The sequence below is a fragment of the Nostoc sp. genome (genome assembly GCF_036916655.1).
Classification (GTDB): Bacteria; Cyanobacteriota; Cyanobacteriia; order Cyanobacteriales; family Nostocaceae; genus Nostoc.
Map to the genome: position 1 here is coordinate 1 of NZ_JBALFY010000107.1, position 15,863 is coordinate 15,863.

Consider the following 15,863-nt stretch of genomic DNA (forward strand, 5'->3'; position numbering starts at 1 on the left):
TTTGAGGAGATGATGTCATGTTGACTATTTTAGGCTTTTTAGAGTTAGTGTAACTAAATATGTAAAGTTTTGTATTAGGATTCAACATTTCTGGGTTTAATCCTACTTTTCACAGGATTATATTTTTTTGGTCAAAACATTATATTTGTGAGTGGTTACTATATCCCTTTTTCTAACAGATTACCTGCTACCGTCGCCGTATTAGCGATTATGGCAGGTGCATTTACACTGGTCTTTTTTCGGAGAGAAGCTAGTAATTTTGGATGGATTTTGTTAGGGATTGGCATAGTATTAGTTTTCTTCAGTGGTGGAGTATTTTTTAGATCGACTAGCTTATGGAATTTATTTGTTGCTTTTGCCTCATTAACAGTTGGATACAAATTATTTAATGAGGGCAGAATTAACTTTTAAAATCTACAAATATCATCATATTTTCTTATCTATCTTAGTAGCTAAGATGACATTATTTTTCAGATTTTAGTACAGCTAGAAAAATTTAGTATTATAATTTTCTCATCTTCTCTATTGCTTCTGAAAGTGCATTAGGTCACTTAGATTAACTTTTAGTTAAGTGCTGATTTAGGGATTCGGAAGCACACGTAACCCGCCTCAAACGGACGAATAGCCTCTTAATAATGACTTTAGCTAAGGGGGGTTTTCCTCAGGTTGAGGGTAATATTACAATGGAGACTATTGATGATGAGGAAAAGGTAAGAATGACCCAGGTGTTTCTAGGAGAGGCGTTACAGGCTTTATCTTGGTTGGATGGAACAAGCTAAAATTGCTGTCCATCAACCAAAATAAGTGCCTTTGCCAAACTTATAGGGAAGTATTCACCGAACCCTAAGACTCAGAATTATTAATGGTGCGGCTATTACAAACATTCATTGCTTTTTCTACTCCCTGCTTGAGGCTTAGTTCAAGACATTCAACTACGAACTGAAGTACAAGAGACACTTGCTGATTTTCGGCTGCCGAAAATCGCCCCAGCACATGAGAGATAGCACCGGAATCATCGTTATTAGCTGCATCTTTGGGTTTACCAATACCGATTCGCAAACGGGGAAAGTTTTGGGTACTAAGATGTACGATCGCACTTTTCATGCCGTTATGTCCCCCAGCCGAACCAGATAAACGCAGACGAGTTTTTCCCAGAGGTAAATCCATATCATCATAAATTACCAGCACTGATTCAGGCGGCATTTTATACCAACTTGTCACCGCTTGTATTGCTTGTCCTGAGCGATTCATATAAGTTAACGGCTTCAGCAAGCGAATCTTACCTCCGCCTGGGGCCATACCCTCGCCATACTCACCCTGAAACTTGCGGTTTTCTGCTAAAGAAATGCGCCAAGAACGCGAGAGAGTTTCTAAAGCAGCAAAGCCGATATTATGGCGTGTTTGGTCATACTTAGCTTCTGGATTCCCCAACCCGACAATTAGCTGGGGAATTACCAAAGCTGGTTGCGTAACAACTTCTGTCATTTTGCCTACAGTCAATCAATTTTAGATTTTAGATTTTAGATTTTGGATTGAAACAGACTGCAAGGGTGCAAGGCTTAGTGATTTTAGATTGACGATAGTGCAGCGTCGGAATTAGCATTTTTTGGATTTGTTACGTTCACCAAAGACGTTGCTCTAAACTGCAAAACAATCTAAAATCCAAAATCCAAAATCCAAAATTCTTATGTTCTCCTAGCTAGATTGAGAAGAACTTGCGGTATCCTGCTCAGATTTGGCAGGGTAAATTTGCTTAGGTTCCAATTCAGCAGTGGTCTTTACAGCTTCTTCTAACTGTTCTGCTTCTTTTTGAAACTCGTTTTGAAACTCCTTGGAAGCTTCTTGAAAACTACGAATTGTTTTGCCCACACTCCGACCAATTTCTGGCAGCTTCTTGGGGCCAAAGATTAACAGTGCTACTACCATAATTACAGCCATTTCCGGCAGACCGATACCAAATATATTCATTTTTTGTCTCCTGTAAACTATAGAACTACTACAGAAACTCGCATATTATTATGTAGTCTACTCAATAATCGCCTATCATAGAAAGCGATGCCTGCGGCGAGCTACGCTAACGCCCCACCAGCGAGTGATGCTTTATGTCTCTGACAATTCAAGACTTAGAACAATTACAGTCACAAAATCCTGATTTGCGGATGGAGTTAGTAGAGGGAAACATCATCGTTATGGGGCCATCCGATTATGAGTCAGACGAAATTGGTTCTCGTCTGCTGACATTTTTGAATATATGGGTCATGCCTCGCAAATTGGGACGTGTTACTGGTTCTAGTGCTGGTTTTATCTTGCCCAGCATTGAAAATGATGAAACTGGAGGCGACCCGGAAAAAAGGAACCTACGCGCTCCAGATGTTTCCTTTGTTCGAGCCGAACGACTCAAGAAGACTCAGCGTGACTTTGTGCAGTTAGTACCCGACCTGATGGTTGAAGTCAAATCTAAGAGCGATCGCATCAAACCCCTCCAAGAAAAGATTAAGCTATTCCTAGAACTTGGATCTACAGTGGGTATGCTCATCGACCCTGACAAAGTTTTAGTAACAGTTTATCGCCCTAACCTTGAACCAGTAGTTTTAAAAAATAACGACAAACTGACAATACCAGAATTATTCCCAGGTTGGGAATTAGCGATCGCAGAACTGTGGCCACCTGAATTTGATTGAATTAACCGCCTGAATAGACAATTTCATTTGTAGAGACGGCGATTCATCGCCATCTCAAGACGCGATAAATCGCCGTCTCTACAAGAGTATTGGGCTATAATTATGCGGACATGATATGAATTCTGAATCACAACTGACAAAAAAACCCGGAAGAACCGGGTGTAACTTAACTTGTTATCCAAACTCGATCGCTGTGTATCTTTTAGCGTCCTAAACTCCGCCAATCTACAAGTACATCCTGAATCAAGAATGATTGATTGTAAAGTTGCAGAATAATCAGCAAAAACACGAAAAATAGCAAAATAAAAACAGCCATCACCGGGGTAGTACCCCAACCTGGAGCCACTTTCCCATACTCAGAGTTCAGTGGTTTCAGGATATCTCCCAACCTAGTCCTTTGTGCCATAGTTCACCTAAGATTACTTGCCAAAGCTTTTTTTAATCTTCTGTAATATTCTATAAGAATAGCACTCATAATCAATCTCTCAATTATGGAACCCGCAATAGTTCTTAGCATTTCTATGGCTGCCGTGGTGGTTGTCATCACTGTACTGTCGATTTATACCTCTTTTGGTCCTCCTAGCAAGCAATTGAACGATCCATTTGATGACCACGAAGATTAAAAGAGTCATTGGTCATTAGTCATTAGTCATTGGTCAGTGGAAAACCACAACTGACCACTGACACAGCTATCGTGGCTTACTCTAGCTTGGGATTTATTGCTGGTATCACCTGGAAACTGGCAATTTTCCAAGGTTCTATCGTCAAGTTTTGTTGCCTAGATGAGAATTCAGTGCTAGAAGAACGCTCTAATAAATCTACTCTATCTCCTAGATTCAACCCTAAATCACTTTGCAAAGATAACTCGGCTGTTTCTCCGTGACATTCATAAAACCGCAGAATTAATTGCTGTGGATTATCTTCAGATGGCTTTAAGGCCATCAAGATTAAATTTTCAGCTGATAAATCTAAGAAACTCGCCCCATCAATAGTTCTGAGTTCTGTTAGTGTTAGCGGGGCGTTTAGCCTGTCGTGAGTGTCGGATGGATTCAAGATTACTTGCAACGGTATATTCAATTCATAGCCACGCCGTACTGTATGGGCTGCTTCCCAGCTACCAGCATGAGGATACAAGGTATATGTGAATTCGTGAAAACCTCTGTCAGCCTCGGAGTCTGGCCAATTAGGACTGCGTAGCAGTGTCAAGCGGAGTTGATTCGGTTTGCTGTCGTAACCGTATTTACAATCATTCAGCAAACTAACACCATAATGATTTTGGATTTTAGATTTTGGATTTTGGATTGTGTCTTCTGCTGTCAAATCAGCCCAACGTAAAGCGGGAACTTCCCATTTTGCTTGTTCTGCGGGGGTTTGTGGTTTAGTTGGGCGGCGAATCGCGCCACAGGGAATTTCATAAGTAGCAAAGTCGGCTTCCAGATTGAGAGGAAAAGCAGCTTTCACTAATACATGATTTTCTTGCCAATTGACTGTAGTAGCGATGTTCAGCAGAGGTGAACCAGCTTGCAGAATATAGTCTTGGCAAAATTCCGATTCACCCAACTGACGCACTACGCGCACACGATTTTGCACTGGGCCTTGTTCTAACCACTGAATGGATTGAAGATTTGTTGCGGGTAAAGGATGTTGGGCATAATTAGGGTCAATATTCCAAGCATCCCAATATTGACCACTGTCTTTAAAAGCTTGCAGTTGATTCCCCGCCCCACTCAAAATTTCTCTTTGATAAGTTTTATCAAAAATACTTGATAAATCTCCAGTATCAGGATCTATCACAACTCGCAAGAATTCATTTTCTAAAATCCAGTCTGGGAGGAGTGAGGGGGATGAGGGGGATGTAGCTTTAGCTTCCCGCAGGGTGGGGGAAAGCCAAAATATGCGGTAGCCTACGGGTGGAATTTCGGGGGCGAGAAATAGTAGCGTTGATGGTTCAGATAATTGGGAGAGAAGCTGTTTTCCAGAAGTATCGTAAATCTGCCATTCTTCTGGTGTGGGTAAGGCTACAGAAACTACCTCAGAACGTTGCCAATTGAGAGGATTGAAAACGAAAATAGGCAAACTATCAGGTTTTGGTGGTTCTGATAGGGTAATGTGAGATGCGATCGCTAAAAGTGATTCCTGTAATATCTTCGTTCCCAATTGTTCCACTTGCTGCCATTGGGGTAACGCATCCGTGTAAACTTGGGTAATTGAAGAACCAGGTAAGATATCGTGAAACTGTTGAAATAACACCAGTTTCCAAGCTGCTTCAATTTCTGCTTTAGGATATGTCACACCACATCTGACAGTTGCCAAGGTAGCAAATAGTTCAGCTTGATATAATAGGTTTTCACAACGACGATTCCAACGTTTTTGGTCTGCGTGGGTAGTGTAGCAACCTCGATGGAATTCTAAGTATAGTTCGTCATTCCAAGTAGGGAATGAGGGGGAGGCAGGGGAAGCAGGGGGAGAATAATAACTCTTGACTCCTGACTCCTGAATTCTGACTTCTGAATTCTGACTTCTGAATTCTGACTCCTGAATTCTGACTCCTGAATTCTGACTCCTGTCTCCTTTACTAATCTTCTCTAAATACTTTTCAGCCGTTGTAAATTCTAAGTCTGGGAAGAAAGGAGACTTTTGCCAACGTTGGGCGGTTTCTAACATATCACGGGTGGGGCCGCCGCCGTGGTCGCCGACACCAGGAAGCCAGAGAGATTCTGGTAAACCAGTTTGGGTTTGCCATTCAAGAGCGTAGGATGCCATTTTAACCGGATCAATGCTTTCACCTATAGGTGCAGACATCAAACTAAAGACTTCGCTACCGTCAGGCGATCGCCACCAAAAAGCCCCATAATCAAATTTAGTAGTATCATTCCACCGCAACTTCTGCGTCACAAAATACTCAATTCCAGCATTAGCGAAAAACTGCGGTAAAGTGGCACAAAAACCAAAAGTATCTGGAACCCAGACCACAGTTGAAAGCTTGCCAAATTTCTCCTGGATGTAGCGTTGACCATACAATAGCTGACGGACTATTGATTCACCAGCAATTAGGTTGAGTTCCGGTTCCACCCACATTCCGCCGACAACTTCCCACCTTTCAGCAGCCACCTGTGCTTGAATTGCTTGAAATAAGTCCGGGCGATGTTCTTCAATCCAAGCATAAAGTGCGGGAGTCGAATGACAAAAAATTAACTCAGGAAAATCTGCTTGCAACTTCAGAACCGACTCAAAAGTGTTTTGCGCGGCATTCCAAGTTTCACTCACAGGCCATAGCCATGCTAAATCTAAATGAGCATGACCCAACAGGAAAATTTTAGATTTTTGATCCCCCCAACCCCCCTTAAAAAGGGGGGCTAAGATGTCAGATTGAAGTAGGTTTTGGCGTAGAGACAAAAACGACTTTACTAACTCTCCCTTTTCTTCCTCCGTGTCCTCTGCGCCTCTGCGGTTCGTAACCTCCCTCACCATCGCCGCCAAAACATCCAACTTTTCCGGTGCAAACCTTTCCAAATAAAGTTGCAACACAGCTAACTCATCAGCGACAAAACCGGGATCGGGATTATTATCAATAATAGATTCATAAACTAGGAGCGATCGCACCAAAGCACCATCACAATGTCCCGGACTCACTAACCGCAAAGCCACAATAAACTCTTCCCCTGGCCTCACTTCCTGACTGAGAAGCACTCTCGGCGAACAATCAAATAAATCACCCTCCAGCACTAACTCCCCATTTACATAAATCTCAGCAGAATCCGCCCACCAAAGCAGCGCCAGCCGCAAAGATAACCCAGCTAAGGGATAACCCTGCAAATCTTGGGGAACCACCAATCTTTGCACTAGCCATAGCACCTTTTTCCCGCCCGTCCAAGCAATATGTTCTTTAGCATTCAACTGGACAGGTTGCCAATGAGACAAATCAGCAGCTACAACATCAGTAATAATCAGGTCAGATTCTTGGTACAGCCAAGTAGACTGAAGATTAACTTGACAAAAAGAGCGCAGTTGCTCAATTACTTCTGAGATAAATTTGGTCTGGGATTGAGAGACAGTCGGGGTCATATATTCGCTAAGATGAGGTGTTGGTTGTTTTTATTGTTTGGCGCGAGTCTCACAACTTAACAAGACTTGAACTAAAAAATTACTAATTATGTCTTCTGGTTCCTCTGGTCGTTATCAAAGCAGACTATTTAACTTTGTCCACCAGCAATCTCGGCGGGTAACACAACAATGGGAACACACCTACCGACATTTGCAAGTTGCTACTAAGTGGGGTGTGGAGGTATTACTTTACCCAGTGTATCTACTGTTTCAGTCATCTGAATCATCTGGGAAAACGCTACACACCAAAGAAACACAAACTAGACTAAAGTTACAACCTTATGACACCGATTTCCAGCCCGAAACTCCGCCAAATGCTGATAGCCCCATTCAAAATGTACTAGAAGCAGTCTATTCTCTGTCATCTGATGAAACCGCCTCTACTCCGGTGAAAACATCTGAACCTTTTAAACCCTTGGCTTTCTTGGGAATTTTTCGGCCGAAATTTGTTGATAATAACTCTAATCTTATTCAAGCATCAATTATTACAGAGAATCAAGCTGTAAATATCAAGCCTTTACAATTGGAAAATTCTCTGCAACAGCATCTTCCAATAGTGCGGGGAATTGCCACAAATTTAATGAATCGGAATTTAGTACTAGTTACTGCCGATAATGAAATTCTCGATATTTTGACATCTCAACAGCAGGCAAAATTAGAAGAACGAATTATTAATGAAGTTGCTAAGTATTGGCAGTATTGGCGGTTGATTATAGCTAAAAAAGAAACGCAGCAGCTATTACCACAGATTGACCAGTTATTAGCAAAATTAACTGACGGAAATTCAGCCAAAATTCCAGTTTTAGCCGAGGGTATATCAAAAGATTTACTGAATACAGATAGATTATTAACATTTTTAGATATAGCCTTTGCTAAGTTAGAATCAAATGCTTTAGTACCTGTACAAGAACGTAGCCAGGAAATTGTTCAAGTTGCCCAAACTCAGTTAAACATATTTCTTTATGGCAAAGAGCAATTAGCTGGTAAGGGGGAAATTGCCCCCAATGCTGATGGTTTGGAAACTCATACACAAAATCTTCAAGCTTTGATTGAGGCGGCACTTAATTACTTTTTTGGTGTTGGCAATAGCAAAACACTTGATCCAACAACCAATGAGGAGCGATTGCCAGGTAAACTATTCTCATCACGCCTTAGAAAAGCCTTATCCAAAAGCCCTCAGTTGGATAATCAGTATTTAATAGATGATCCTTGGCTAACATGGAATGATTTATTTGGTGACACCGAAACCGTCGCTGATAAGTCAGTTACACTTTCTCAAAGGACAAATCCTGCTTTAGTACCAAGTTTATCAGTAGGGCATTTTCCACAAAAGAATTTGAGTGTAAAACAACCTAAATTCGGATCTGGCTTGGTACAAAGAAAACAACCAACTAATAATCTTGCCTCAACGCAAAAAACATCTGGAAAAATCGCCTCTGCAAAACAAAACCGAACCAGCATTTCTCACACTAAAAGCGAGAGTCGTAAAGGGCAAATGTTGAAACAGCAGTTTCAGCAAAGCAGTCAAGTTGAGGCACAGCCAGACTGGATAGAAACCAAAGCAACTTCATCTGGCTATGAGAAGCATCCCTTAGAGCAACTTCTGGAATGGCTTGATTATGTTATGCTCTGGCTAGAAGAGAGATTTGTAAGGATTTTTCAGTCGTTGCGGCAACTATGGCAGGGTAAATAACCTAATAGATATTTTTGAAAAATCTACTATAATAAATATTCACAATTTTCCAATTCAGATTTTTGGAATAAACGTAGGGTACGTTAGCACAGTGCAACACACCCTACATACACTCTTAAATTTTGAATTTTGTTAGCGTAGCGTAAAGCCTGCGGCATGGCTTCGCTTAGAGCGAGTCTACGTACCCCTGCGGGGAAGCAAGCTACGCGCAGCGTCTCGTAGAGAGCGTCATTTTGAATTTTGAATTGTTATTGGTGGTTGTCTAAGTGAAAATTATTGTTTACTGTAAATACTTCAATTTCAAAAATCCACTAGATAAACCGAAAATTGAGACATTTGTGGTAAATTTACCTCAAATCCCTAAAATAGGTGAAACAATTGTAGTCGAAAGAATTTCACCCCAAAAGCAGTTTGTAATTATCTTTGAGTACATTGTGACAGCAGTGCAATTTAACGCTTCTAGAGAATCGGCTGATTCAGCAGATGCCCAGGTAAGCGCTTTTTTGAACCACTGTTGGGAGGGAACATCGAATTTCAAAGTGACAAACTTTTTAGAGCAATAATACAACAATCCTGAATGATTTCTTACAAACAAGATGCCCGACAACTTTTACGGATGCAGGTGGCGAATAGGGGGTCTGACCCCTTAAGATAAACAAGTCTGACTATAACAGAGCAATAAGTAGGCAACCTCAAAAAGGTGTGATATCTACCGCACCTTTTTGAGCATGAAAAATCAAGAGCAAGGCACAAGCAATATCAGCGCCCTTGCATTTGCCTACAGCTATAAAAGGTACAGAATTTATCATTGAAATTCCGATATGAAAGGGAGTGGGGAAATACCCTTCCCTCAGTGTCCAATTTCCACATCTTCCAGGATGCCAAGTGCATCGGGGATGAGAATCGCTGCGGAGTAGTAGGCGCTGACAAGATAAGAAATGATCGCTTTTTCGCTGATGCCCAAAAACCGCACAGACAAACTCGGTTGGTATTCATCAGGGATACCCGTTTTGTGTAGACCTACCACCCCTTGGTTTTCTTCTCCGACACGGAGTACCAAAATAGAGCTAGTACCTTCCTTGGTGATCGGAATTTTGTTACAAGGAAAAATCGGATAGTTGCGCCATGCAGGTACAATCTTTCCGTTCACCTGCGTGCTTGGGGAATAGATTCCACGACGGTTACACTCCCGGTTAAAAGCAGCGATCGTGCGAGGGTGAGCTAGGAAAAAATGGGATTTGCGCCGCCGAGAGAGCAATTCATCAAAATCATCTGGAGTCGGTGGGCCGGTGCGGGTAAAGATGCGTTGCTTAAGATCGGCATTGTGCAACAACCCGAAATCAGGGTTATTAAGCATTTCGTATTCTTGCCGTTCCCGCAACGCTTCGATAGTCAGCCGTAATTGTTGCTCCGTCTGGTTCATCGGTTCGTTGTAGAGGTCAGCAACTCGCGTATTCACCTGTAAAATTGTTTGAGCTACGCTTAACTCATACTCCCGTGGACTCAAGTCGTAATCAACAAATGTCCTGGGTAACTCAGTTTCCTGACTATGACCGGCAGACGTGACGATCTCGGCTTGATTGTACCTATCCTGAGGTTTGCTCAACATAGCTCTCAAGCGATCAACTTGAGTTTGCAACGTTTCAGACTGGTTTAGCAACTCCCGAAACGCCTGTACTGGCAAAGACAAAACTATACAACGCGTAACAGCTCTCACGCTAACTTCCCATGTCTCCTGAGATAAAACAATCGCTTCGCCACCAAAACAATCGCCCTCAGCTAGAATATCCCGTAAAGCTTCCGCCTCATATTTTCCTGCCTTCAGCTGATTAACTTTACCATGAGCAATTAATAACACTTGGTCGGCTGGTTGACCTTCCTGGACAATTACCTCACCAGGGGCAAATTCTTGTTGCACAAAGTGGGCTGCCAAGGCGTTGAGTACCTCAATATCCTCAAACCCACGCAGTAGAGATAGTTCACGAAGTGCTTGGGGAATGACCCGTACTTCAGCCCCTACATTGGTAAAGCTAACCCGTCCATTGCCAACATCATAGGTGAAGCGACGGTTAACTCGATAGGCTCCACCTGTGACTTGCACCCAAGGCAACATCTGTAACAACCACCTAGGGGTAATGCCCTGCATCTGGGGCGGAGTTTTCGTGGTTTTGGCTAAATTCCGCGCCCCTTTAGTGCTTAAGCTGATCTGGGGTTGCCCGTTTTCTTGGTCTAAATTTGGCCCAATCGAAGCATCTGTCATAAAGTTAACGTTTCATGAGACTAAATTTACTAACCCTTCGGGGCGGGAGTAGTGAGTAGGGGAAGAAATTAGCCCCGAAATTGAGGTTTAAAGCCGTATTTCGTCCCGCTGCGCGAACGCCCGCAAGTGGCACGTTCGCGGTAGCGTTCGCACGAGAAAAAATCCTTGAATCCCAAGGGTTGTTGAAACCCCGCCCAATGTTAAGCGGTTTAGTTTCCCCACTCTCCACTCCCTTTCATTTTCTTAAGAGAGAGCATTGGGGGGTAGAGGCGGGTTGTACCCTTCGGGAACGCAAAGAGCGATCGCCCCTACTTTCAAGAGGATGTCCGACTACTTAGAGACCAATTTCTACATCTTCAAGAATGCCTAATGCGTCAGGAACAAGAACGGCTGTAGAGTAGTAAGCGCTGACCAGGTAGGAAATAACAGCCTTTTCGTTAATACCCATGAAGCGCACAGATAAACTAGGCTGATATTCATCAGGAATGCCAGTTTTATGAAGACCAATCACACCCTGGTTGGTTGCTCCCGCACGGATTAAGAGAATCGAGCTAGTACGCTCTTTGGTAACTGGAATCTTATTGGAAGGATAGATGGGAATACCACGCCAAGAGGGAATTGCACTGTTACCCGTGGGGATAGGATCGGGATAGAGTCCTAGACGGTTACATTCTCGACCAAAAGCAGCAATAGCGCGGGGATGAGCTAAGAAAAAGCTCGGTTCTTTCCAAACAATAGAGATCAACTCATCGAGATCGTCAGGAGTTGGGGGGCCACTGCGGGTAAAGATGCGTTGTTTGAGATCGGCATTGTGTAACAGTCCGAAGTTACGATTGTTAATTATTTCGTGTTCTTGGCGTTCCCGTAATGCTTCGATGGTGAGCCGCAATTGTTCCTCAGTCTGGTTCAGAGGTTCGTTGTAGAGGTCAGCAACCCGTGTATTGATTTGCAAAATAGTTTGAGCGACGCTTAACTCATATTCCCGTGGATTGAGTTCATAGTCTGCAAATGTCCCTGGTAATACTTCCTCTGCCAGGTGGCCGGAGGTAATATCAATCGAGGCTTCCCCTTCTTGATTTTTGGGCTGGCGCAATTTTTCTCTGAATCGATCCACTTGCCCTTGCAGAGCCTCAGACTGGTTAACCAGGTTTTGAAAGGCTGCTTGAGGCAGAGATAAGATTGTAGAACGAGTCAGGGCGGTGAGAGTGACATCCCAAGTATCCTGGGATTCTATTAAAGCGTAGTCACCAAAATGATCGCCATCGGCTAATACATCCAAAACAACTTGCTCGTCATACTTGCCAGGGCCAATTTTATTGACTTTACCATGAGCAATCAACAATACTTGATCGGCCGCTTGACCTGCTTGAATGATGACATCTCCAGCAGCAAATTCTTGTTGCACAAATTGATTAGCTAAGGCGTTTAACACCCCAACATCTTCAAATCCCCGCAACAAAGGTAACTCAGTGAGTTCTTGAGGAATGACCTGTATCTGAGCGCCTGTATTGGTAAAGCTAACCCGTCCATCCCCAACGGTATAAGTTAAGCGACGGTTGACCCGATAGGTTCCACCCACTGTTTCTACCCAAGGCAGCAGTTTTAAGAGCCACCGTGAGGTAATGCCCTGCATCTGGGGTTGGGTTTTGGTGGTTGTTGCCAAATTACGCGCCGCTTCTGTCCCCAAACTTATTGGCTGTTGCTCAATTTGATTTTCTAGGGGAGTATTTGCTGCATTAGTCATGATAAATCTCCATTGGTAGTGTTTGTTGACAAATTATTTAATTGACCGGAAGACGGACTCAGATTGAGCTAACCTTTAGTTCTTAACAGCGATCCGATTTTGGTAGCTGAAGTCCCTAAACCTGTTGGGCCACTCAGTAAGTTCTGCACCACTGGCTGAACATTAGTTTGAGTTGTTTCCTGACCGACACTTGGTCTAATTTGAGTTGCAGCAGTCCCTAAGCCTGTAGGGCCTTGGAGTAAGCGGTTTTCTGTCGAGTTATTCCGCAATTCAAATTCCTTATAGCGGTCTACTGCTCTATGCCATTTGAGTACCCCACACATCCACTGCTCTAGTTTCTTGATATATGCGTACAGTTTCTTGCGGGTACTTATATCCAGTCCGAAATCATCACACAAGGCAGGGAGTTCAGTCGCAACAATATGTTCAAACTCAAGGGCACGAGAGGTCATCAGGTCGTTAACAATTGCCACAGCATGGGGGATATCGCAGTTCAGGAAATTCTGAACCGCCAGCACACCGTTATTAATCTCGCCCTCGAATTCGATTTCTTTCTGGTAAGAGAAAACATCGTTTGTCAGACAGGCGAAATCAGCAGCCGAATTATCGATATTCTGCATGGTTCGGGTGCGGAATATCTCTGGTGGGATCTCGTCCCCTTGGGAAAGTCGAGACAGGCTCATAGTGAGATCGGAGCCAAAGGTCTTACGACGCATTTCCACGTAGTCTATCGGGTCTGGAATGCGATTTTGGATTTGGTTAGCTAGTTCCCATAACCAGCTTTCCGTCATATCTTCAATCGCCCGACGGAACTGGCGGCGAGCATTAGGGTTCATGGGGCCAGCCGTCCGCGCCCAAATATCTGCCAAACCCCGTTCGACTGGGTTGGTGGCTTCGGGAACAGGACTCTCATCAAGGGGCATAAAGGCTGATAACCGAGCGTTAAAGATTTTCGCCCCAGCCATGTTGCGGCTATAACCATACAGTGCCGGGAAGTAGTCATCAGCATAGGTTCCCCAAACCAGCCAGCAGGCTGTGACATTCAACTCAGCACTAGACCCATTGGGATGAATATAAGCACCACATAAGGCTACGTCTGCTACATCGAATTTATGGTCATCCCAGATGTAAATGCTGGGCATTCCTGGTAGTCTGTCCAGCATCCCCATTTGACGCGCCCATTCCTTAGAATGCCGCCGAGCCTCTTCTAGATGGGGATTCAAGCTGGTGGAAAAGGGCATATAAAACTGTGGTAAGCTTACTGGCCCTACAGGCTTATAGGGAACATGGGTAAAGCTTTTGAACCGTTTTAGTCCCAAACTATCGTATAAGGCTCTCAGACGGGCGGCCGATGTGCCTAGTCCAGTGGGGCCACCTAAAAACCAACTTGCTGGCGAAGATTTATCTGATGTCTGGTTCATGTAGCGGCTCGATCGCGTATGCCACTCATGACCCCCCGACTGCCAGTCCTGAAGTCCTTTGGCATATAGCACGACTTTCAGACGCTCATCAGGAGTCAGACTATATTCCTCGAACAAGGAAGGAAGCTCAGTGACAAAGGTATTCTCGAACTGTTGCACGCGAGATGTGAGTAAGTCGTTAGTGAGGTTGGCCGCTTCTTGGGTACTCACATCGAGGAATTGTTCCAAGACCAAGATACAGTTCGCATTTTCCCCTTCTTCTTCTACTTCTCTTTGGTAGGAGAAGATGTCATTTCGCAGATGTACTCCATCAGAAAAGGTGTCTTTGAGGACACGCATTGGTCGAGATGGCGCGATCGCATCGGGAATTTCTGCCCCAACCGCGTGTTCCACTAGGTTAGCTGACCAGGGCGCTCCCCCTACCTTACGGCGCATCTCAATGTACTCAATGGGGTTAGCGACGCGATGCTGGCTGATATTGGCGAGTTCCCACTGAGATTCTTTGAGAAGATTGATGGTACTTTCTGAAAATCGGATTACCCAATCTTGGGAAGCATTAGGGATGGTGCGATTCCAGAGGTCTACTAAACCCAGTTCTACGGCATTAGTGGGTTCTGGCGGCGTTTCTTGGGGCTGTACAGGCATAAACGCTGGTAGTCCATTGAGGTACTTCTTGGCCCCCGCCATATCTTGGGTACGCTTGTAAAGCTCAAGGAAGTGATCGTCAAAGAAAAATACCCAAACATACCAGTCAGTTACCAGATTGAGCATCTGTTCATCGGCATCTGGATGGGTATAGGAACACAATAGTGCATAGTCATGGGCATCAAACTTGCGCTCATCCCAAATCCCATAATCTTCTGATCCCTCTGCCCCACCCAAAATTCCCATTTCATAAGCCCAAGCTTTAGAATGTACCCGTGCTGCTTCCAGGTTTGGGTTTAACCGTGCCGGCCAAGGTACATAAAAACTCGGCAACTCAAAAGGTTGCTTACTTGAAGTCATTATCCATTTAAACCTATCAGTTTAAGCTCATTGTATTGATTTAATTCTTGTTAATTTTTTGATATTTTTGGTTAATCTTTGATATCATGAAGATACTCCTTACTGAATCGAGAAATTCATAAATTGCTATTACCAGAATTTCGTGAAATTGTTTAAGATCATCCACTTTCTGCTGTGCCTACTTAAATAAATTAAGTGGCTTTTTAGTGAAATATCATCATTATGCAGGAGTCTGAATGAATATATATTGATTGACTATCAATTGCTGCTTCTGAAGGACTAGGTTCACGCCCCGTAGCAACTCGAACCCACTAAGAAGGTTTTTCATACACCTTCAGCCAAGTATTATCTTTGATTTATCTCCAAAAATAGCTATAAATATCTGTCTTTAAGATAATCTCAGCTTTATCAATAAAATGCAATAACAGTTAAGACGTTTAGTTATCATTAATTGGATAGTTAAGACAGCTAAGAAAATAATTAAGTAGACAGTTAAGACAGTTAAGACAGCTAAGAAAATAATTAAGTAGACAGTTAAGACAGTTAAGACAGTTAAGAAAATAATTAAGTAGACAGTTAAGTGAATAATTAAAATATAAAAAAAAATAATAAGTAATATATCTGTTCCCAACGAGAGTAATGCGATGGTAGTCTCTACAGAACAGTGCAGGTAATCAGAAATAGAGCCAATCCTCCAGCAAACTGAACCTACAAGCAAGGAAAATCGTTACTGAAATGATCGCTTGTTTTTGGTTCTGAACCTCGAAACCCTATATATTTCGTACCTGCACCTGTTTGTCGGGACTAGCGAAGAAATATCCAGAGGCGATCGCTGGGTAATTGAGGCATTCTCTGAACTGGAATAACCTGCCATGTTGCGATCGCATAGCATCTCGCTGTCCCTTGTTTATCAATAACCTTATATATTCTGGGAACACTAAATCTGGAGTCTTAA

Annotated in this window: 14 protein-coding genes; 6 read left to right on the plus strand and 8 right to left on the minus strand. The window is 43.3% G+C overall.

Annotated features, from left to right (window positions below; translation table 11 throughout):
* Nucleotides 1–147: 147 nt before the first annotated feature.
* Both V7L31_RS29100 and V7L31_RS29105 read left to right on the plus strand, forming a co-directional pair.
* Nucleotides 148–411 (plus strand): hypothetical protein, encoded by a 264-nt coding sequence (locus V7L31_RS29100; protein WP_375494950.1) that lies wholly within the window; start codon nucleotides 148–150, stop codon nucleotides 409–411.
* A 224-nt stretch (nucleotides 412–635) separates the two neighbouring features.
* On the plus strand, nucleotides 636–779 hold the full coding sequence (locus V7L31_RS29105; RefSeq protein ID WP_334699447.1) for a hypothetical protein: 144 nt from the start codon (nucleotides 636–638) through the stop codon (nucleotides 777–779).
* Between the two features lie 64 nt (nucleotides 780–843).
* On the opposite strand, the gene pth is transcribed toward V7L31_RS29105, so the two are convergent.
* Together pth and V7L31_RS29115 are read right to left on the minus strand one after the other, a co-directional pair.
* A complete protein-coding gene (pth, locus tag V7L31_RS29110; protein ID WP_334699448.1) occupies nucleotides 844–1,485 on the minus strand; it encodes an aminoacyl-tRNA hydrolase in 642 nt (213 codons plus the stop codon).
* Between the two features lie 210 nt (nucleotides 1,486–1,695).
* Nucleotides 1,696–1,968 (minus strand): TatA/E family twin arginine-targeting protein translocase, encoded by a 273-nt coding sequence (locus V7L31_RS29115; RefSeq protein WP_179068263.1) that lies wholly within the window; start codon nucleotides 1,966–1,968, stop codon nucleotides 1,696–1,698.
* 134 nt (nucleotides 1,969–2,102) lie between these two features.
* On the opposite strand from V7L31_RS29115, the gene V7L31_RS29120 reads away from it, so the two are divergent.
* A complete protein-coding gene (locus V7L31_RS29120; RefSeq protein WP_334699449.1) occupies nucleotides 2,103–2,681 on the plus strand; it encodes a Uma2 family endonuclease in 579 nt (192 codons plus the stop codon).
* 202 nt (nucleotides 2,682–2,883) lie between these two features.
* Here the strand turns inward: V7L31_RS29120 and psbH are convergent, their stop codons facing one another.
* Nucleotides 2,884–3,087 (minus strand): photosystem II reaction center phosphoprotein PsbH, encoded by a 204-nt coding sequence (psbH, locus tag V7L31_RS29125; protein WP_179068264.1) that lies wholly within the window; start codon nucleotides 3,085–3,087, stop codon nucleotides 2,884–2,886.
* A gap of 85 nt (nucleotides 3,088–3,172) precedes the next feature.
* Between psbH and psbN the strand changes: the two genes are divergently transcribed.
* Entirely contained in the window at nucleotides 3,173–3,304 is a 132-nt protein-coding gene (gene psbN / locus V7L31_RS29130; protein WP_179068265.1) for a photosystem II reaction center protein PsbN, read from the plus strand.
* A 76-nt stretch (nucleotides 3,305–3,380) separates the two neighbouring features.
* Here psbN and V7L31_RS29135 read toward each other — a convergent pair whose 3' ends face one another.
* Nucleotides 3,381–6,746 carry an alpha-mannosidase gene (locus V7L31_RS29135; RefSeq protein ID WP_334699450.1) on the minus strand — a complete coding sequence of 1,122 codons (3,366 nt, stop codon included), beginning with the start codon at nucleotides 6,744–6,746 and terminating at the stop codon, nucleotides 3,381–3,383.
* An 88-nt stretch (nucleotides 6,747–6,834) separates the two neighbouring features.
* Here V7L31_RS29135 and V7L31_RS29140 point away from each other — a divergent pair, with 88 nt between their 5' ends.
* Nucleotides 6,835–8,478 carry a hypothetical protein gene (locus tag V7L31_RS29140; RefSeq protein ID WP_334699451.1) on the plus strand — a complete coding sequence of 548 codons (1,644 nt, stop codon included), beginning with the start codon at nucleotides 6,835–6,837 and terminating at the stop codon, nucleotides 8,476–8,478.
* A gap of 266 nt (nucleotides 8,479–8,744) precedes the next feature.
* A complete protein-coding gene (locus V7L31_RS29145; protein ID WP_334699452.1) occupies nucleotides 8,745–9,041 on the plus strand; it encodes a hypothetical protein in 297 nt (98 codons plus the stop codon).
* Between the two features lie 287 nt (nucleotides 9,042–9,328).
* Here the strand turns inward: V7L31_RS29145 and V7L31_RS29150 are convergent, their stop codons facing one another.
* The 4 genes from V7L31_RS29150 to V7L31_RS29165 all read right to left on the minus strand — a co-directional run bounded on the left by V7L31_RS29150 (nucleotide 9,329) and on the right by V7L31_RS29165 (nucleotide 15,822).
* A complete protein-coding gene (locus V7L31_RS29150) occupies nucleotides 9,329–10,738 on the minus strand; it encodes a family 2B encapsulin nanocompartment shell protein (protein ID WP_334699453.1) in 1,410 nt (469 codons plus the stop codon).
* 334 nt (nucleotides 10,739–11,072) lie between these two features.
* Entirely contained in the window at nucleotides 11,073–12,482 is a 1,410-nt protein-coding gene (locus V7L31_RS29155; protein WP_334699454.1) for a family 2B encapsulin nanocompartment shell protein, read from the minus strand.
* A 68-nt stretch (nucleotides 12,483–12,550) separates the two neighbouring features.
* Complete coding sequence (locus V7L31_RS29160) at nucleotides 12,551–14,908, minus strand: family 2 encapsulin nanocompartment cargo protein terpene cyclase (protein WP_334699455.1); 2,358 nt, start codon at nucleotides 14,906–14,908, stop codon at nucleotides 12,551–12,553.
* 770 nt (nucleotides 14,909–15,678) lie between these two features.
* A complete protein-coding gene (locus tag V7L31_RS29165; protein WP_334699456.1) occupies nucleotides 15,679–15,822 on the minus strand; it encodes a hypothetical protein in 144 nt (47 codons plus the stop codon).
* Nucleotides 15,823–15,863: the final 41 nt, after the last annotated feature.